This is a genomic window from uncultured Bifidobacterium sp. (assembly GCF_945269915.1).
Taxonomy (GTDB): Bacteria; Actinomycetota; Actinomycetes; order Actinomycetales; family Bifidobacteriaceae; genus Bombiscardovia; species Bombiscardovia indica.
In genome coordinates this window covers 17,778-37,250 of sequence record NZ_CALYOY010000013.1, presented here as the reverse complement: position 1 = coordinate 37,250, position 19,473 = coordinate 17,778, and the positions used below count along the sequence as shown (strand labels likewise).

The window sequence follows — 19,473 nt, the reverse complement described above, 5'->3', positions numbered from 1 at the left end:
TTCCTTCTCGCCTGCATCCCTCGAGGTACCGATGCCAGGCGTCGTATCGCTCTTGGGCTGAAGATGCCGTGCTGCTCTGGGCGATATGCAAGGGGGCCGGGTCGCCTGTACTGGTATGACCCGGCCCCCCCTGGTTCAATCAGCGACTTCGGGAGGAACGGAAGGGATTGGAGGCCCTGCGATGTCGATGTGGTCCGTGCCGGAAGCCGACGGACCTGCTGGAAGTCCGGTGACGACCGGCACCCCGACCGTTCCGACGACCACCCTGGGTCATGTCCGAATCCCCCCGACCCAGTGGCACCGTCTCCACGACGTCTTCCTTCACGACTTGTGAGGGTTCGGGCATCAATGGGCCACTCGTGGCCCGATGCAAAGTCATCATCACGGCATGGGCGCCGGACGGCCACCTCCAGGTTGTGGTCACGCTGGTTCTGGAAGAGGTTGTCATGCAACGGAAGCAAAAAAAAAACCTCACCGTCAGACCAATTGCAGGAGACGACAAGGGAAATCATGCCCCACAGTGTTGTGCTGAGCACATTACAATTGCCCAAAGAGTTCCACCCAGTCGCCAAATCGGACAGAATGCCCCTTGAAGACAAGAACAGTTAATCTCTCGGAATCGTGTTTATGATCTGCGCAGAATCCTCCATCGTGCAGAAGTTGAAAACAGGAAAATCGGTCCTGCGGCTGTGATTAGCATATGGTCCATTAATCCGTGAGTTCCGACCTGTTTACAATGATTCCACCCATGGTTGCCTGTTGTCCAGATACTTTTCCAGACGTACCCCATCCCGGCCTGTTCTCAACCGGGATGGGGACATGAAATCGGTGTATTTCAAAGATGACTAGAAGCGGTGGTCATCCAGATAATCCCGATCGACCTCGATACCATGGCCCGGTCCGGACGGAGGAACCCAGAAACCATCCTCGTCAACATGACCGGATGACTTGAAGATGCGTAAATCGCTCCATGTACCACCATCGGTAACCTCCGAGGCGTAGACATTGGGGATGGTGGAGAGCAGACTGGCACTTAACTCGAAAACAAAGTGGGGAGTCATAGGCAGGTTATAAGCACGCGCTGCAGCAGCGATGTCGAGATATCCCGTTATCCCTCCGACTCGTCCCAGATCGGCCTGTACGTAATCACAGGATCCCTGCGAGAAATACTGGTTGAATTGGTTCAGATTGTATATATTCTCCCCCATGGCCATAGGCGTGTTCACCCGCTCACGCAAAACCTTATGCCCGACGATATCGTCGGACGGAAGCGGTTCTTCAATCCACAACAGATCGAGGTCGTCGAACTTTTTGAATGCACGCAAGGCTGCGGGAAGATTCCAACCCTGGTTCGCATCCACAGCCAGCGGGTATCCAGGTACAGCCTCCTGAATGGCCTTGAGCCGCTCGACGTCTTCCTCGATATCCGGCTTACCCACTTTGACTTTGGCGGCAATGTAGCCTTTGGCCTTCCAACGCTTGACTTGCTCGATAACCTCGTCGATGGAGAGATTCAGATTAATGCCCGAACCGTACAGTGGAACCCTGTCGCGCACTTTACCCAGCATGTCATACAAGGAGATGTCCAAGGACTTGGACAAGAGGTCCCAATAGGCAATATCCAACGAGGATAGGGCATGGGTCGTTACCCCAGCCCCGCCGACATCATGAATGTACTTGTAAGAACGGTTCCACAGGGCCCTTGGCGAAACAGGCAGCCCTATCACATCGGGGATCATCTCCTTGACCAAGGTCGCTATAGTAGCTCCGCACCAACCCGAGGTATGGCTAAAACCAGTACCGGTCACTCCATTGTCCCCGGTGACATCGGCCACAATCACCTCGATGTTCTCGACATGGTGAATCTGGTCGCCCCAAGGGCCTTCCGGCAACGGTACACGTGCAGTGGTGAGCTTGACGCTCTTTATCGCGGGGACTTCAAACATGGGAGATTCCTTTCTGATTGTTGACATTTATATGGCGGACCTATCCCAAGTTGATTGTTCTCTCCCAGACCAGTCAAGTAAACAGCGGATAGGACCGCAAGGTTAGGGAATTAGTCTTCTGCAGCCTCGGCAGACCTGATTACCTCCGCATTGACGGCATGTCCGAACGTCTCCGGCAGGACGAAAACGGCAGCCAGGAAGGCGATGACGGGTCCAATGGCAATCAAGAGCGTCGCCTTGGGAACCCCCAACTTGTCATAGAGAGTGGGGAAGACCCACAACGTGAGGAAAGATGCCAGCTTGACAAATACATAAGCGATACCCGAAGCTGCACCACGATAGGCGGGCTTAGCCACTAAGGACGCTATTGTCATACCGCTTTCGGATGACCAGTAATGTCCCCAAAGCATGATTCCGGAGCCAATAATGATGATTGCCATATTGGTCCTGGTAATCCCGAAGACCATAACCAATATACCAATGGTCACCAAGCCGAATCCCCACTCGCTCAAACCCTTGTGGCCAAGACGCGGTAAAGTCAACGGTCCCACGAAAGCCGAGATGGCCGCAAGCACATAAACGGCGAACATGGCCATGTTGTTCTGCACCAGCGTTGCAATACCCAGACCCGCCAGGATGGTTGGCAGATAGAAGGAGAACGAATAATTCTCAAACGCCTGTACAAAGCAGGAGATCCAAGCGAAAATCGTGCTCTTCCGACTGAAGTCGTCGCTGAAAAGGTCTCTTATGGCCTCTCCCCATGTAGGCTGAGGAATCTTGACATCGTGATCAGGAATCACGCCTGCCAGGACATCCTTGCCGTAATAGTCATCGGCCACCTTGCGAGCCTTGACGAAGTCGCCATGCTCGACCAACCATACCGGGGTCTCGGGCAGGCCCGAACGGACAAGAAGAAGCAGACCAGCCGGAATCGCTGGAATAGCCAGAACGAATCGCCAGGTCAGATTGGCCGGTATCTTGCTCAGTTCGAACGCGGTCACCAAAAGGATGGCGCAGAGGATACCCAAGGAAAACATGAACTGCCAACGATTACCCATAATCTCTCGTTTGCCTTTGGGCAGTATCTCCATCATGTAGGTGAATCCATTAGCCACATCAGCGCCCACTGGCAAACCAGCAAAGCAGCGGATGATGGCCAAGACCCACATATTGGGGGAAAGGGCCTGAAGAACAGCGCAAAGAGCAAACATACTCATTGATGCCAGGAATATATTCCGACGACCGAACTTGTCGGTAAGCCAACCACCAAGGATCGAACCAATGATGGCACCTAACTGGGTACCTGCAGCTGCAAAGCCCAGAAGGAAGCTGCTGGGGTGGAAAACATCCTTCAGATGGGTCATGATGAAGGACATGGAGTAAATATCCCAGGATTCAATCAGCAGCGCCGTAACCATAAGCCAGCCGGCGCGCGATGCATGCTTGGCCTCCTGCCGGTCAAGAATGGCCTTGGCATGATCCAAGGTCTCATAAATCGATAGATCCGTCATTGATCTCCTCCGTTAATGACTCCAGTGCGGTATCACCGGCAACTGCGCCGGGTATTACTGCATTGCCACTTTGCAACTCTGAAATACTTCTGATATATTAAAGCTGTTCGACGTTGATGTCAATTTGCGATATTCAGGCGGCTTACCCATTCAGCAGAACGGCACCGATGCTCCCGACACCAGGAAAACGAAGCCTTGGGAAACATACCCGCGAAAGGCGGCTAACAAGTGATGGTTAATGCAACGTGGAATGATTTGGACAGACGGGCCATCAATATGGCCAAGGCCCTGACGGCTGACGCTGTGGAACAGGCAGGTAACGGACATCCCGGTTCGGCAATTTCATTGGCGCCGATCGTCTACACCCTCTATCAAAGGTATATCCGGCATGACCCCGCCGATCCGGACTGGCCGGGACGGGATAGATTCATCCTGTCAGGAGGGCACGCCTCGCTGGCTCAATATCTTCAGCTCTACCTGTCGGGATACGGTCTGACGTTGGATGACCTGATGAACTATCGGGCGGACGCCCGGACCAGGACCCCCGGCCACCCTGAATTGGGGGTGACACCCGGATTGGAAATGACAACCGGACCGTTGGGACAGGGACTGGCTTCAGCGGTTGGCTTCGCGTGTGGGCAAAGGTACGAACGCGGCCTTCTGGACCCCTATGCGGCGCGAGATGCATCGCCGTTCGATCATAGGGTGTGGGTGGTTTGCGGGGAGGGGGACCTGGAGGAGGGGGTAACGTCCGAAGCCTGCTCCTTGGCCGGAAACATGGCCTTGGACAACCTGACCGTCATCTTCGACGCCAACCATATCCAAATCGAAGGCGACACGGACATGGTATTCAATGAAGACGTGATTGCCCGATTTGATGCCTACGGTTGGTACACGGACACCGTCAGCTTCATTCAGCCCAATGGATCCTACAAGGAAGACCTATCCGCCCTGTCCAAAGCCTTGAACAGAGCGGAGTCCATAACCGACAAACCAAAGTTCATCAAGGTTGACACGCTGATGGCCTGGCCCACTCCCGGCATGACCAATGAGGCCAAAGCCCATGGATCTGTCCTGGGCGAGAAAGCGGTAGCGGGTTTGAAATCCATCCTCGGTCTGGACCCGGATCAAACCTTCCAAGTGGACCAACAAGCACTGGCCCACGCCAGGCAGGTCGGTAAACGTGGTCTCGAAGACCACGCAAGATGGGATCAACTGTACAGGGCTTGGAGGATGGATAACCCGGATAAGGCCGATCTTTATGACAGGATCCATCACGGCGACCTGCCCGAGGAATTTGATGACACCATCGACACGCTGGAATCCAGCTTTACAATCGGCGAGGATGTCGCAACACGCCATGCCTCCGGTCGGATACTCAACACCGTAGCGCCCATCATGCCTGAACTTTGGGGTGGATCGGCAGACCTCGGAGGGGCCTGCATGACCGATATAGATGGTGCAGCTTCATTCTCGCCAGCCTGTCATGCCACCCGACAATGTCCTGAAGCCAGTCCATTCGGACGGCAACTACACTTCGGCGTCCGTGAGTTCGCCATGGGTGCCATCACCAATGGAATCCTTCTCGGGTCGGATACCAGACCTTTCGGCAGCACCTTCTTCCAGTTTTCCGACTATGAACGTCCTGCGGTCCGTCTGGCGGCATTGATGGACATCCCCAACCTGTACATCTGGACGCATGATTCGATCGCACTCGGTCAAGATGGTCCTACTCATCAACCGGTCGAGCACCTCGCCGCCATGCGGGCCATACCGAATCTGGAGGTTGTCAGACCAGCGGATGAATTTGAAACGGCCGAAGCCTACCGACATTTTTTTGAAAAGGGCAATACACATCCGACCGCACTGGTGCTTAGCAGACAACCGCTCCCCACTCTTCAGCAGACTTCGGAACGAGCACGGGAAGGCGTACGCCATGGCGGCTACATCCTGAGCGATCCGACGGGACACATCGACCTTATCCTGATGGCATCAGGATCCGAAGTGCAGCTGGCCCTCAAAGCCGCAGAGACACTGGCCAGGGAAGGAATCAACGCGCGGGTGGTCTCAATGCCATGCATGGAGTGGTTCCAGGAGGAGGAAGAAGAATACCGTCATTGGGTTTTGCCCACCTCAGTCAAGGCTCGTGTGAGCATCGAAGCTGGTCTGGCCCTGTCATGGTATCGGTATCTTGGTGATGCCGGTCAGGCTGTTTCAGTGGAGACTTTTGGATTACAGGGGGAAGGAGAACAGAATCTGATCGACTTCGGCATCACCACCGACCATGTAATCAATGCGGCAAAAGCGTCACTGGCCTCCTTGGGAGTGTTCTGACTTCAAATGGGGGTCAGCAGAAATAGTCAGCCTGCACCTGGCTGGCCTCCATATAACTGATCCGCGAGTTTTCGAGATGGTTGCGGATGGCCTGGACCGCGCCCTCTTCATCCCCGGCAATGGCTCTATCGATGATTGCAAGATGCTCACGGTTGGAAGCTGCATTCCGTTCCTGCTGGGATGGCAGGAATATGCGCGTCCGTTGGCTCAGAGCAAGCAGCGTATCCATGAAACCTTCGAGATACCGGTTTCCCGCCAGACGTGCAAAATACATGTGAAAACTGTAGTCGAAGTCATCCTGAATGGAAACGACTTCGAAACAGTCCCGTTCAACGCGGCTTAGAGCATCTTTCCTGTATGTTCGCAGAGCTTCCAAATCCAGCTTATCGAAGGCACAGTGCATCAGGTAAGGCTCCACCAAAAGGCGGCTGTTCAGCATATCGTTCAGACCATGCAGGGAGATTTGACTGACAATGATACCTTTTCTCGGGAATACCTGCACCAGCCCCTCTTCGACCAGTTTGTTAATGGCCTCCCTGACCGGAGTCCGACTGAAACCAAGCTCTTGAGCAACAATCTTCTCGCTAATGGTGTCTCCGGGTCTCATTTTGCAGAAAACAATCTGTTTACGCAAATAATCGTAAGCCTGATTACGTTTGCTTGTCTCCATCCAATTACCTTCCTGCATACATGCTCTCCGGGAGAATACCAAACAGTACTGATGCTATGCCATCGGAAAACCAATCAGCAGGCACCCGGAAAAGTTCCCCTACGGGTGTTGGACGAGTATGACACCTTAAACGACCTACGTCAGAGTAACCACGATCCGACGCATTGCTGGGTTCCGGTTCAATCAGCGACTCCGAGAGGAACTGAAGGGATTGGAACTGTTATGATGCCGATGTGGTACATGCCGGAAACCGGCAGACCTGCCGGAGGTCCGGTCACGGCCGGTCCTCCGACCACGCCCGGACCCCTCCGACCAACCAGCGCCGTCTTTACGACGGTTTCGGCCACGCCCTCTGCGAGTGCGGGCATCAATGGGCCCATCCTGGCTTGCAAAGTCGTCATTACGAGGCGAGCGCGCCGGACGGTTGCCTCCCCGACGGGGTCCCCCATCGCGGGATCGCCGATCACGGTCGCGACTACGACCACGGGCACCGGAGGAACGACCACGGGAACCCTCCTTGCGCCCATCGCCTGATCGGCCTGGGGTGGAGGATTCCAGGGACCAGCCCTGAATTGGTTCGGCCGCCTGGCCGACCAGCTCGTCGACCTCGGACGAGGAGGCGGTGACATGAACGGGCTTGGCATCGATATGGGCCATACGGAGCATCCGCTTGGCGTCACGCCGCTGATCCGGCAGGACCACGGTGACCACGTCGCCGGCCCTGCCGGCCCGGGCCGTGCGCCCGGAACGGTGCAGGAAGGACTTGGAGTCCGCCGGAGGATCCACCTGGACCACCAGGTCCACATCACTGATATCGACGCCTCTGGCGGCCACGTCGGTGGCCACCAGGACACGGACATCACCCTTGGAGAAGGCCTCCAGGTTGCGGTCACGCTGGTTCTGGGAAAGATTGCCGTGCAGCTGGGCTGTCGGGATCCCGTTGGTGATCAGGTTCTTGGCCAGCTTCTTGGCCTGGAACTTGGTACGGGTGAAGAGGATGCGCTTTCCCTGGCCGGAGGCCAGACGGCGGACCAGGTCATGCTTGGCATCCTGGGTGGTCTCGAAGATGTGGTGGGTCATCTGATCCACATGCTGGGTGGCTGAATCCACCTCGTGGACCTTGGCGTTCCTGAGGAAGCGCCTGACCACGGCATCCACCCCGTGATCCAGTGTTGCGGAGAAGAGCATGCGCTGACCGCCTGGCCTCACCTGGGAGAGGATGCGCTCGACGGCGGGGAGGAAGCCCATATCGGCCATCTCGTCGGCCTCGTCCAGGACGGCGATGCTGACTGATTCCAGGGAAAGCACCTTCTGCTGAAGAAGGTCCTCCAGACGGCCCGGACAGGCCACGACGATCTGGGCACCGCGCTTGAGGGCATCGACCTGACGGCCCTGTTTGACCCCACCGTATACGGTGCAGGTCCGCATGTGGTAGGCATTGGCCAGGGGTGCCAGGACCTCGTCGATCTGGTTGGCCAGCTCACGTGTGGGAGCCAGGACCAGGCCACGCGGATGGGGCAGGGGCTTGCGGCCACGGCCACGGTCGGCTTCCTTGGACCCCTTGGGCAGGGTGGTCCTATCCAGGGCCAGGCGGGCCACCAGTGGAATCGCGAAGGCCAGGGTCTTGCCGGATCCGGTCCGGCCACGGCCCAGAATGTCGCGCCCGGCCAGGGAATCGGGCAGGGTGTCTTCCTGGATGGGGAAGGCCTCGGTCTTCCCGTCGGCCTCGAGGACGCTGACCAGGGCCTCGGGAACGCCCAGATCGGCGAAGCTGGTACCGGTCTTGGATGCTGGTGTGGATGAAGTTGCAGTTTCAGGCATGACGTGAGAAGTCAAGGATAGCCTTTCAAATGGGAAAAACAACGGGCATATCGGTTGACAGCCCGCGAGCCGCGAGCAAAGCAGAAGATTTCGCGGAAGCGCGTAGCATTTCCCGGCAATCACAGCATTCAGGCGACGATTGGTCTGCATTCCTGGACAGAACCGGCCAACCTGTCAACAATACCACAGAACCACGAGCCCGACCGACGAATCAGGAACGCATGCCCCATATGATCAGGGACTTGGAGGTGGATACAGGCTTCTTGCCCCTCCGGACGGGTTCCCCGCTGGGGTACCGATCATACTCGTGCATGATCTCCTGGCGCCAGAGACGGGCGCTGCCGGAACGCTTGATCTCAACCACCCGGCCGTCCGCTGCGGCAGCGAACATGCTGGGCTCCTCGGCCTGCCTGGTCCGCCTGAGCTGACGACGTAACTGTCGGTTCTCCTCGGCCAGGGCCAGGATCCTGGTCACCCCCGCCAGATTGATGGACTCGTCCTGGCTCAGGTGCTGGGCCCGGGTCAACCGGTCCAGATCGCGCAGGGAGTAGCGTCGCGCTCCCCCCTCGGTCCGCTTGGGCACAATCAGGCCCAGGCGGTCATACTGGCGAAGGGTCTGCGGATGGATATCGGCCAGGTCGGCCACCTGGCCCACGCTGAAGACCGGCAACTCGATGTCCATCCCGGCATCGTCGGCCGCATCCAGATTCATCTCGTCCCGGACCAGGGCCTGGGCACAGGCCAGGTACATACGCCGGGTCTCCCTGTCTATCCGCGTCATGGCCTTCATCCCCTTTCCCTTCCCTGGCGCAATCCGGTCCGATGCATCGGACCCCACCGGGTGCCCTTCCGGCGGGAACCGGAAGGGAAACGGATATAACTCCTGTCGAATACCAGCCCGTTCAGATCTTCAGGCGGTCATCGGCCACCTGGGCATCGAAGTCCTGGCTGGCCTTGGCGAACTCCCGAAGGGCCTTCTTCTGGGCCATGCCGATCCTGTCGGGCATCCGTATCTGGATGCGGCCGACCAGATCGCCGTTGCCGCGCCTGTCCTGGACGCCACGACCGGCCACCTTGACCTGGTCACCGCTGGATGACCCGGCCGGCACCTTGAAGGTGACCACCTGATCGTCCACATCGCGCGCCCGGACCTTGGCTCCCAGGGCCGCCTCGGACACGGTGACCGGGAGGTCCATGACCAGATCGCGCCCGTCCATGCTGAAGCGGGTGCTGGGTTTGACCTCGATCTGCAGGTAGAGGTCGCCACTGGCGCCCCCATTGCTTCCTGGCCTGCCCTTGCCGGGCAGACGGATCTTCTGCCCGTTACGCACCCCGGCGGGGATGTGGGTCTTGAACTTGGACCCGCCCACGCTCAGGGAGACCGTGGCACCCTTTACAGCCTGCCGGAAGGAGAGACTGATCGAGGAGTTGCGGTCCCGACCCTTGACCGGCCTGGCCTCCTGCCGGGTCTCATACCCGCCATAGCCTGACGTGTTGCCGCTCGGGGCCCCACCCCCGCCGAAGGCGGAGAAGATGTCGGAGAAGTCGGGCTGACCCCCTCCGGTGCTGAAGCGGATCCTGCTGCCTCCCGGGGCGCCACCTGCGCCGAACATGGAGCCGAAGATGTCGGAGAAGGCATCGGTGCTGAACCCTCCCTGTCCGGAACCCCCGGAAAAGCGTGCGCCCCCCATGCCGAACTGGCGGATGGCATCGTACTTCTGACGCTGCTCCTTGTTGCTGAGCACGTCGTAGGCCTCGGAGATGTCCTTGAACTTCTCCTCGGCCTCCTTGGTCTTATTGAGATCGGGATGGTATTTGCGGGCAAGCTTGCGGTATGCCTTGGTGATCTCCGCATCGCTGGCGTCCTTGGAGACACCAAGGACCTTGTAATAGTCCTTGCTCAGCCATTCATTCTCAGCCATCCATGTCTCCTTTCCTCATAAGTAACGAATATCGGATAGGAACCGCCACCTGTGCGTGCGGCGGCGGGCGGAATCAGCCCGCCTCGCCGCCGCATGCCCGGGCGCCGATTCACTGTGTGGATCGTCCACGATCACCAGCCGCCTATTGTCCGGGCGACGTCACCACCACCCTGGCGGCCCGAATCACCCTGTCGCCAATCCGGTACCCGGCCTCGACGACCGTATCGACGGTCTCCTTCTTGGCCTCGGGATCGGGCTTGTGCAGGATGGCCTCGTGCTTGGTGGGGTCGAAGTCCTCACCCTTTTCTCCGAACTTCTCGACCCCGAACTTCTCGAAGGTCTTGTCGATCCTGTTGGCCACGGCCTGGAAGGAATCGTCCATCTGGCCGTGCTCCCGGATCCGATCGATGTCGTCCAGGGCGGGCAGGAGGGCAGTGAGGACATCCACGATGCCGTGCTGGCGGAAAAGGTCCTGTTCCTTCTTGGTCCTGTTGCGGAAGTTGACGAATTCGGCCCGCTCACGCTGAAGGGCATCCAGGTATTCGGCGGCCTCCTTCTTGGCCTTGCCCAGGGGGGTCAGACCATCGTCATCGGCGGAATCGCCGTCCTGGCTCTGACCTTCCTGATCCCGGACCGGGGTATCACCATCTTCCGGGACCTGGTGCCTGCCCTTGGCCTGGTCGCCCGGGGCCGCGCCACCGGAATCCTGGCCATCGGCCCCCTGGCCCTGCGCCTCGTCCGACTGGGCGGCGTGGCATCCTTTGGGGGTGCCATCATTCCTGGTCGGGTCCTGCCGGCCCTGGCCCTCACGCGGATCCTGGTCGGACCCGCTGCCAGGGGAACCCCCGGCCCGGCCGGACGAGGCCGCATCGCCCTTGAGCGACTCGGCATCATCCATGCCGGTCAGATAGTCATCCTTGTCAAAGGCTGACATATCACTCGCCGTCCTTCTTCTTGTCATCGTCGTCCACGACCTCGGCGTCAACCACGTCGTCATCGGAGGAACCGGAAGCCTGGCCGGCCCCGGCCGCTGCGGCTCCCTGTGCACCAGCGGCCTGGTCAGCCGCCTGCTGGGAGTAGAGGGCCTCACCGATCTTCTGGGCGGAGGTCATCAGCTCGCTCTGGGCGCTCTTGATCTTGTCCATGTCGTCACCCTTCAGAGCCTCCTTCAGAGCGTTGACCTTGTCGGTGACCTCCTTGGCGACCTCATCGGAGATCTTGTCCTTGTTGTCGTTGACCAGCTTCTCGGTCTGGTAGGCGGCGGACTCGGCGGCGTTACGGGTGTCGGCATCCTCACGACGCTGCTTGTCCTCGGCCTCGTGGGACTCGGCCTCCTTGACCATCCGGTCGATCTCGTCCTTGGGCAGGGCGGATCCGCCGGTGATGGTCATGGACTGCTCCTTGCCGGTGCCCTTGTCCTTGGCGGAGACGTGCACGATACCATTGGCATCGATGTCGAAGGTGACCTCGATCTGAGGAATGCCACGGGGAGCCGGCGCGATGCCGGTCAGCTCGAAGGTGCCCAGGGGCTTGTTGTCACGGGCGAATTCGCGCTCACCCTGGTAGACCTGGATCAGCACCGATGGCTGATTGTCCTCGGCGGTCGAGAAGACCTCGGAACGCTTGGTCGGGATGGCCGTGTTGCGGTCGATCAGCTTGGTCATGATTCCGCCCTTGGTCTCGATGCCCAGGGAGAGCGGGGTCACGTCGATCAGGAGGACGTCCTTGCGGTCACCCTTGATGACGCCGGACTGGACGGCGGCGCCAACGGCCACGACCTCGTCGGGGTTGACGGTCTGGTTGGCTTCCTTGCCGCCGGTCAGTTCCTTGACCAGGTCCTTGACGGCGGGCATACGGGTGGAGCCGCCGACCAGGACCACGTGGTCGATGTCCTGGACGGAGATGCCGGCATCGTGCAGCACGTTGTTGAAGGGCGTGCGGCAACGGCCCAGCAGGTCGGAGGTCATTTCCTCGAAGTGTGCGCGGGTCAGGGTCTCGTCCAGGTGGACGGGGGTCCCGTCGGGGGTCATGGCCAGGTACTGCATGGAGATGTTGGTGGAGGAGGAGGAGCTCAGCTCCTTCTTGGCCTGCTCCGCCGCTTCCTTCAGCCTCTGCAGGGCGATCTTGTCCTTGGAGAGGTCCACGTTGTACTTGTTCTTGACCTCGCCGACCAACCAGTCGATGATCTTCTGATCCCAGTCATCGCCACCCAGCTTGTTGTCGCCGTTGGTGGCCTGGACCTGGATGGTCGAGAAGCCGTCGTCATCCTTGCCGATCTCCAGCAGGGAGACATCGAAGGTGCCGCCACCCAGATCGAAGACCAGGATGCGCTCGTCCTCCTTGCCCTTCTCCAGACCATAGGCCAGAGCGGCCGCAGTGGGCTCGTTGATGATACGAAGGACGTTCAGACCCGCGATCTTGCCTGCGTCCTTGGTGGCCTGGCGCTGGGCGTCGTTGAAGTAGGCGGGGCAGGTGATGACCGCATCGGTGACCGGCTCTCCCAAATAGGATTCGGCGTCCCTCTTCAGCTTCATCAGAATCTGCGCCGAAATCTCCTGGGGGGTCCACTTCTTCCCATCGATTTCGACCGACCAATCGGTGCCCATGTGGCGCTTGACCGAGCTGATGGTCCGGTCCACGTTGGTGACGGCCTGACGCTTGGCCACCTCGCCGACCAGAATCTCGCCGGACTTGCTGAACGCCACCACCGACGGTGTGGTGCGGGCACCCTCGGCGTTCACGATGACCGTGGGCTCGCCGCCCTCGAGTGTTGCGATGCAGGAATTGGTGGTTCCCAGATCAATGCCAACTGCACGTGCCATAACTCATTACCTCCTGATGAGTTCCGGTGCAGGACCTGTGCCTGCACCCCTTGCTTTCTACGTTTTCCACTCGCGCTTCGTTCGTGGCCCCGATGGCCGACCTCCGTCGGCCCCGGTAAGCAGCCATCCTGACCACTCCAAAACTTGAGCCTACATCACTCAACTTCTTTCGGCAACTATTATTCCCGTTCCCCGAAGAAGATGTCGAAACCGCCATGATGCAGGAACCCGTAGGAAGCAATCCCACTCAGGAGGTCACCGGTTCAGTCCTCCCCACGCATTACTGCGGCTAGGGACTGGATGCGGGGAAGATCGAAGACCTGATCCGCATACACGACCTTTCCATCACCGTCAGCCAGGGGCACACGCCAATTCGGGTACTCGTCGACGGTGCCCGGTTGGTTCTGCGAGCGCTTTTCACCAACACCATCGACCAAGGCGGCCACTCTCAGCAGGCAGGGAGAGTGGACGATGGCACGATGCATGGCCTCGACGATTTCCTGCAGATGCCCCTCCTCGTCCCCAGCCACCCGAGGCGACAACCAGCCGTGGGAAACAAGGAAACGGATCATCGCGGCATGTTCCTGCCGGGCCGAACGCTCGAACTCCTCGGGAGATGTGACGAGCAGACCCAGATCCTCACGCAACCTGACGTGCTCATACTCCAGGTAGCCGGCTGTCGGCGGCAGATCGTGGGTCGTCACTGCAGCCAGGGCGTAGGTCCGGTAGCGGGCAGGATCCACAAACTCCCCGTCTGCCTGCTCGAACCATTCGATGATCGTACCGAGAACCCCGCGGTCGGCCAGGGCCTTGGAAGCGAACCTTGGCACCACGCCCAGGTCCTCACCGATGACCATCCCCTGCACACGGGTGGCCTCGATGGCCAGAATGGAGAGCATCGCATCGTGGTCATAGTACACATAGGTCCCCTGGCTTGCAGGCGAGCCGTTCGGAATCCACCACAACCGGAACAGCCCCAGGGCATGGTCTATTCGAATGGCCCCGCAATGCGCAAACATGCCATGGACCAGCTGCCTGTAGGCGCGGTAGCCGCTCTTCCTGAGCTCATTCGGATCCAGGGGCGGCTGCATCCAGTTCTGTCCCTGCTGGTTGAAGGCATCAGGGGGCGCCCCGACCGTGGCCCCGGAAGCATACCGGCTGGGATGGGACCAGACATCGGCACCAAGCGGGTTGACCCCGACCGCCATGTCCTCCATCAGCCCAACGGCCATGCCGACCGCCTTGGAGGTACGCTGTGCTGCGCTCAGCTGCTGATCGGCCACCCATTGCAGCCAGAGACAGAAGCCGAAGTCATCAGGGTGTTCCTGCTTCAGGTCCTGAATGGATGGGGAGCTCGGACTCTCCCTACGAAACCAGGATCCTTCATCCTGGGTGGGCGCCCCCCACCAGCTATAAGCCAGGCACCACAAGGCGAAGCCCTCCAGTTCCTCGCCACCGGACTGAACGAATCCCTTGAACTCCTTTGCCCTCTCAGGTGTCAGCTTTACCTGGTCGTGGATGATTCTCAGCGCCTTCTGCTTGCTGTCCCAGCACCCATCCCTGTCAAGAACGTTGGCATTCGCATCAGTCGGAGCAATCTTGGCCAGCAGATCCGCAATGCGTGCCCTGTCGGTGGAATCCAGCCTGGCGAACTCGGGAATAGCCTCCGGCCGTATATAGATGGGATTGAGGAAGGTCCTGGAATCCGGGAAGTAGGGAGAAGGCGTCAGCGGTGGTACGGGCTCCGAGGCATGAATCGGGTTGATAAGCATGAAATCCGCCCCGGATTTGGAGGCCGCATCCTTCAAGAGCTGCTGCAGGTCGCAGAAATCGCCGATGCCCCATGAATCTTTGGACCTGACGGAATACAGCTGCGCCATCCATCCCCACCTCGGATGGTCGGCGACGGATTGCGGCAGGGGTATACGCCGTGGGGCGGTGATGAGCGTCGAATCGGCGCCATGCGCACCATCGGAAACCGACAGGGTGTGATATCCCATCGGAACATCGGCCCCGACAAGAAGCACCGAGGAGACACACCGCACCGACCGAGACAGGTCCCTGCCGTCTTCAAGCACCAGCCTAACCGTGACAGGCCCATCGACCCGGCCCAGTTCCACCCTGGTCTCCTCGCCCAGGATCTGCAGAATCGTCGGGGGGCAGAACTCGTCAGCCTTTTCCTGGCGTGCTGTCTTCAGCGACCGGGAGACCTCCTTCTCGTCCCGCGCCGAAACACCCAAATCCCCCAGCACGCGCACCAGGACATCATCCGTTATGTACCGGGGGGTGCCCTGCTGGTCCTCATACTCGCTAGCCACACCGTACAGTTCGGCCAGCTCATGCAGGGCATTGTCAGCGGAACGCCTTGTTTCCTGTTCACTCACCACGAGGCACCATCCGAAATCTCACAGGTCGTCTTCGGCGTCTGCATATGACCACAATGGACATCACCCACGTAGGGCATCACTCGTCTCCTCATCACTCGACCACTCGGACACGTCGCACAGCAAGATCAGAAAATCGGCAGGTCCGATATTCTATTGACTGCATTATTGCAATCGTTGTCATTAGTTGATATTAGTTATTATGCCGCTTGACACGAAACAATGTCAATTCTCTCCTTCTCACTGCACTCGATTGCAGCAAGAAGGAGAGAAATCAGAAGCGGATCCAGACGGTGGTATCGGTTGGAATCATCCCTTCCTGGAGCGCTCCCGAAGCCAGCACAATGGAACCGTCTTGGACGGGGACAGGATTGGTCCCGAAGTTTGTCATGCAGACGAGTCCACCCGATCCAGAGACATCCGCCCGCCGGAAGGTCAGCACATCATCCTTCCTCTCCTCGAGGTCCAGCCCCGAAGCCAGGGCCTTCTTCATCCATTCGGATCGCAGGGCCAGGGCCTTCCTATAGAGGGCCAGCATGGACGAGTCGTCACCCTCCTGAAGGTCGACGCAGAAGTCCTTGAACCACAGGGGCTGCGGCAGGTGCGGATCGTCGCTGGGTGTACCGTCCTCCTTGGTGTCCGGCGAGAACCCGAAGGACCCGCCCTGTCCGAAGGTTGCCTGCCAGGGAGCCGACTCAGGCTGGTCCTCGGAACTCCACGGCAGGGGAACGCGACAACCATCCCGCCCCTTCTCCGTCGCGCTTCCATGGGTACGACGGGCGGTGGGATCCTCGAGACGGTCCCAGGGAAGATCGGGAACCTCGAACAGGCCAAGCTCCTCTCCCTGATAGATATACACCGATCCGGGCAGAGCCAGTTCCATCAATATGGCGGCACGAGCCCTCCGCGTTCCCAGGGCCCTGTCCTCGCGGTAGCTGCGGCCGTCACGGAGGATCCAATCATTTGCCAGCTGGTGATAATTCGTGGCATCGACCTGGGGAAGACCGTACCTGCTCGCATGACGGGGAATGTCGTGATTGCTCATGACCCAGGTCGTGGTCGACCCGGATCTGTCTGCAGCCTCCATACCCTCGCGGATCGCCGTGCCCATTTGTTCCCGGTTCCAGTTCGCCTTGGCGAACTCGAAGTTGAACACCTGGCCGAGTTCCGTCGGCGAGGCATACCGATACTGGTGCTCGGGCACCACCCAGGCCTCGCCGACCGCAAAACGGGGCGGTCGGTACTCGTTAAAGACAGCCCGCCATTCCCTGTAGATGTCGTGCACCTCGTTGCGGTCCCAGAGAGGACTTGTGCCATCGTGGGAGAGGGTATTCCCGACCGCATCGGGATCCATCTGGTCCAGGGGCCTGTCGTCCAGCTCCTTGGCCAGGCCGTGGGCGACATCAATGCGGAAACCATCGGCCCCATGGTCCGACCAGAATCGCAGGGTCCGCTGGAAGTCCTCATGAACCCGAGGATCCTTCCAATTCAGATCCGGCTGCTCCCTGGCGAAGATGTGCAGGTACCACTGGCCGTCATCCACCCGTTCCCAGGCAGGACCACCGAAGAGGGACCGCCAATCGTTCGGGGGGAGTTCGCCATGGTCGCCCCTCCCCTCCCTGAAGATATACCGATCGCGCCCGCTGGACCCACGTCCGGCCTCAAGGGCCTCCCGGAACCAAGGATGCAGGTTGGAGGTGTGGTTGGGAACGATATCGACAATCAGCTTCAGGCCGGCTGCATGGAGGGCATCCGCCATGGAGTCGAAATCGCCCATCGTGCCCAGCCTGGGATCCACATTGCGATAGTCGATCACATCGTATCCGCCGTCGGCCAAGGCCGACGGGTAGAAGGGGGAAAGCCAGACCGCGTCAATGCCGAGCGCTTTCAGATAGGGAATCTTATCGATGATTCCCGGCAGATCCCCCAGACCGTCTCCATCCGAGTCCTTGAAGCTACGAGGGTAAACCTGATAGACCACTGCCTGCTTCCACCAGTCGTCTTCGAGCACATCCGTATCCACTGCCATCCTCCTCCGGTGCATTTCCATCAACTTCGCTTGAACAACCAAGTACCGTCTCCATATATCGGCGCGAGCCGGTGAAAGGTTTCGACGGGGTCCGCCCCCATCAGACAGCCGACCGGCCGATGCCTTGCGGACACCGTCCTTACGGGAATACAGAATACCCAACCCCCTCGTATCTTCTGGCCTCATACACGCCAACCAGAAAAGCCGACCCACCGTGCTCGAAGGAGCAACCGGTGGGTCGGTCTAACCTCAAATACCAGTGGGCCATACACAAATAGGCCCGCACTGGTTCCTGTGTGTGGTTATCCTTTGACGGCGCCGGCGAGGACGCCGCTGATGATGTAGCGTTGGCAGACGAGGTAGAAGACGATGATGGGGATGATGGCCAGGACCAGGCATCCCATCATGGCCCCCATGTCCACGCTGCCGTACCCGCCCTTGAGGTACTGGATCGCTATGCTCATGGTCTTGTACTTACGCATGTCCAGGGTCAGGTAGGGCAGCAGGAAGTCGTTCCATATCCACATCGCCTCCAGGATCGCCACCGACACGATCGAGGGACGCATGATGGGCACCACGATCCCGAAGAAGGTGCGCGGGATGCTCGCCCCGTCGATCATGGCCGACTCCTCCAGCTCCACCGGGATGCCCTTGACGACACCCGTGAAGATGAACACCGCCAGACCGGCGCCGAACCCCAGATACACGATCCACAACCCCCAGGGCGTGTTCAGCCCCAGCATGTCCGCAAGCTTGGAAAGCGTGAACATCACCATCTGGAACGGCACGATCATGTTGAACAGGAACAACAGGTACAGGAACCTCGCCACCCGGTTGCCCACCCGCACGATCCACCAGGCGCACATGGACGTGCACAACAGGATCAGGGCCACCGAACCCACCGTGACCACCACGGTCCAGCCGAAGCTCGCCAACAGGTTCGTCCGCTCGATCCCCCGCGCGTAGTTATCCAACCCCACGAAGGCCCGGCCCCGCGGGACCGAGAACGCGTCACGAGAGATATACGCCTTGTTCTTGAAGGAATTGACCACCACCAGCACGATCGGGAACACCCACAACAGGGAGACCACCGTGAACAGAACCGTCCACAACCACGAATGCCTGATACGCTCACTCATGCCGACACCTCCCTGCTGGTCGTCAACCTGTTCTGCAACACCGCGATCACCGCCACGATCACGAAGAACACCACCGCCTTGGCCTGGCCCACACCCTCGAAACCGGTCCTGCCGTAGAAGGTCCGGTAGATGTTCAGCGCCAACAACTCGGACGTGTTCGACGGGGCCCCGTTGGTCAACGCCAGGTTCTGGTCGAACATCTTGAACCCGTTCGTCACCGTCAGGAAGGAACACACCGTGATACTGGGCATCATCAACGGCAACGTCACCCGGAACAAGGTCTGCCGCCCATTGGCGCCATCGACCTGCGCCGCCTCGATCACATCACCGGGAAGAGCCTGCAGACCCGCGATATAGATGATCATCATATAGCCGATCTGCTGCCAGCAATACAACATCACCATCCCCCAGAACCCATACACACCCGAATACGTGATCGAACGACCCCAATGGGCCAACACCCCGTTGAGCAGCAACAACCAGATATACCCCAGGATGATCCCGCCGATCAGGTTCGGCATGAAGAACACCGAACGGAACACATTCGCCCCGCGGATCGCCTTCGTCAACAGGAACGCCACCGCGAAAGCCACGACATTGACCACCAACGTCGTCACCACCGTGAACGCCACCGTATACACCAACGCATGCCAGAACTCACCATCCGACAAGGCCGCCCGGTAATTCCCCAGACCAATGAACCGCGCATCCGTCACCGTCGTGAACCGACAGAAACTCAAATACACACCCATCACAAACGGCACCACAAAACCAACAACAAAAGCCAACACCGTAGGCAACGTAAACAACCCCCACCACCTACGAACAGACCTACCAACCATCGAAACCACCATAACCTCCTAACCCATATCCCGAGTCAGTGCCCGGTCCGGTC

Annotated in this window: 13 protein-coding genes; 1 reads left to right on the top strand and 12 read right to left on the bottom strand. The window is 59.3% G+C overall.

The annotated features are described in order from the left end of the window. Nucleotides 1-845 precede the first annotated feature (845 nt). A complete protein-coding gene (locus tag Q0K62_RS03800) occupies nt 846-1,946 on the bottom strand; it encodes a mandelate racemase/muconate lactonizing enzyme family protein (protein ID WP_297316654.1) in 1,101 nt (366 codons plus the stop codon). Nucleotides 1,947-2,056: 110 nt separating this feature from the next. Beyond that, the gene (locus Q0K62_RS03795) at nt 2,057-3,457 is read right to left on the bottom strand and encodes an MFS transporter (RefSeq protein WP_297316653.1); all 1,401 of its coding nucleotides are present in this window, start codon (nt 3,455-3,457) and stop codon (nt 2,057-2,059) included. A gap of 231 nt (nt 3,458-3,688) precedes the next feature. On the opposite strand from Q0K62_RS03795, the gene tkt reads away from it, so the two are divergent. Further along, on the top strand, nt 3,689-5,791 hold the full coding sequence (tkt, locus tag Q0K62_RS03790) for a transketolase (protein WP_297316652.1): 2,103 nt from the start codon (nt 3,689-3,691) through the stop codon (nt 5,789-5,791). 13 nt (nt 5,792-5,804) lie between these two features. Here tkt and Q0K62_RS03785 read toward each other — a convergent pair whose 3' ends face one another. From Q0K62_RS03785 to Q0K62_RS03740, 10 genes are all read right to left on the bottom strand, one after another. Then, entirely contained in the window at nt 5,805-6,461 is a 657-nt protein-coding gene (locus tag Q0K62_RS03785) for a GntR family transcriptional regulator (protein ID WP_297316651.1), read from the bottom strand. 183 nt (nt 6,462-6,644) lie between these two features. Further along, complete coding sequence (locus Q0K62_RS03780) at nt 6,645-8,282, bottom strand: DEAD/DEAH box helicase (RefSeq protein WP_297316665.1); 1,638 nt, start codon at nt 8,280-8,282, stop codon at nt 6,645-6,647. A 211-nt stretch (nt 8,283-8,493) separates the two neighbouring features. Continuing rightward, the gene (locus Q0K62_RS03775) at nt 8,494-9,063 is read right to left on the bottom strand and encodes a MerR family transcriptional regulator (protein WP_297316664.1); all 570 of its coding nucleotides are present in this window, start codon (nt 9,061-9,063) and stop codon (nt 8,494-8,496) included. A 121-nt stretch (nt 9,064-9,184) separates the two neighbouring features. After that, nucleotides 9,185-10,204 carry a DnaJ C-terminal domain-containing protein gene (locus Q0K62_RS03770; RefSeq protein WP_297316650.1) on the bottom strand — a complete coding sequence of 340 codons (1,020 nt, stop codon included), beginning with the start codon at nt 10,202-10,204 and terminating at the stop codon, nt 9,185-9,187. A gap of 142 nt (nt 10,205-10,346) precedes the next feature. Next, the gene (grpE, locus tag Q0K62_RS03765; RefSeq protein WP_297316649.1) at nt 10,347-11,138 is read right to left on the bottom strand and encodes a nucleotide exchange factor GrpE; all 792 of its coding nucleotides are present in this window, start codon (nt 11,136-11,138) and stop codon (nt 10,347-10,349) included. A 1-nt stretch (nt 11,139) separates the two neighbouring features. Continuing rightward, entirely contained in the window at nt 11,140-13,026 is a 1,887-nt protein-coding gene (gene dnaK / locus Q0K62_RS03760; protein ID WP_297316648.1) for a molecular chaperone DnaK, read from the bottom strand. Nucleotides 13,027-13,289: 263 nt separating this feature from the next. Continuing rightward, a complete protein-coding gene (gene malQ / locus Q0K62_RS03755) occupies nt 13,290-15,410 on the bottom strand; it encodes a 4-alpha-glucanotransferase (protein ID WP_297316647.1) in 2,121 nt (706 codons plus the stop codon). Between the two features lie 274 nt (nt 15,411-15,684). Then, the gene (locus Q0K62_RS03750) at nt 15,685-17,439 is read right to left on the bottom strand and encodes a glycoside hydrolase family 13 protein (protein ID WP_297316646.1); all 1,755 of its coding nucleotides are present in this window, start codon (nt 17,437-17,439) and stop codon (nt 15,685-15,687) included. A 302-nt stretch (nt 17,440-17,741) separates the two neighbouring features. Further along, nucleotides 17,742-18,578 carry a carbohydrate ABC transporter permease gene (locus tag Q0K62_RS03745; protein ID WP_297316640.1) on the bottom strand — a complete coding sequence of 279 codons (837 nt, stop codon included), beginning with the start codon at nt 18,576-18,578 and terminating at the stop codon, nt 17,742-17,744. Further along, complete coding sequence (locus tag Q0K62_RS03740) at nt 18,575-19,429, bottom strand: sugar ABC transporter permease (RefSeq protein WP_297316639.1); 855 nt, start codon at nt 19,427-19,429, stop codon at nt 18,575-18,577. The genes Q0K62_RS03745 and Q0K62_RS03740 overlap by 4 nt, the downstream gene beginning before the upstream one ends. Nucleotides 19,430-19,473 lie beyond the last annotated feature (44 nt).

Bases quoted from the DNA above. Each gene is read 5' to 3' on its own strand.
- Q0K62_RS03800 (WP_297316654.1), bottom strand. From the start codon at position 1,946: ATGTTTGAAGTCCCCGCGATAAAGAGCGTCAAGCTCACCACTGCACGT.
- Q0K62_RS03795 (WP_297316653.1), bottom strand. From the start codon at position 3,457: ATGACGGATCTATCGATTTATGAGACCTTGGATCATGCCAAGGCCATT.
- tkt (WP_297316652.1), top strand. From the start codon at position 3,689: ATGGTTAATGCAACGTGGAATGATTTGGACAGACGGGCCATCAATATG.
- Q0K62_RS03785 (WP_297316651.1), bottom strand. From the start codon at position 6,461: ATGGAGACAAGCAAACGTAATCAGGCTTACGATTATTTGCGTAAACAG.
- Q0K62_RS03780 (WP_297316665.1), bottom strand. From the start codon at position 8,282: ATGCCTGAAACTGCAACTTCATCCACACCAGCATCCAAGACCGGTACC.
- Q0K62_RS03775 (WP_297316664.1), bottom strand. From the start codon at position 9,063: ATGACGCGGATAGACAGGGAGACCCGGCGTATGTACCTGGCCTGTGCC.
- Q0K62_RS03770 (WP_297316650.1), bottom strand. From the start codon at position 10,204: ATGGCTGAGAATGAATGGCTGAGCAAGGACTATTACAAGGTCCTTGGT.
- grpE (WP_297316649.1), bottom strand. From the start codon at position 11,138: ATGTCAGCCTTTGACAAGGATGACTATCTGACCGGCATGGATGATGCC.
- dnaK (WP_297316648.1), bottom strand. From the start codon at position 13,026: ATGGCACGTGCAGTTGGCATTGATCTGGGAACCACCAATTCCTGCATC.
- Q0K62_RS03750 (WP_297316646.1), bottom strand. From the start codon at position 17,439: ATGGCAGTGGATACGGATGTGCTCGAAGACGACTGGTGGAAGCAGGCA.
- Q0K62_RS03745 (WP_297316640.1), bottom strand. From the start codon at position 18,578: ATGAGTGAGCGTATCAGGCATTCGTGGTTGTGGACGGTTCTGTTCACG.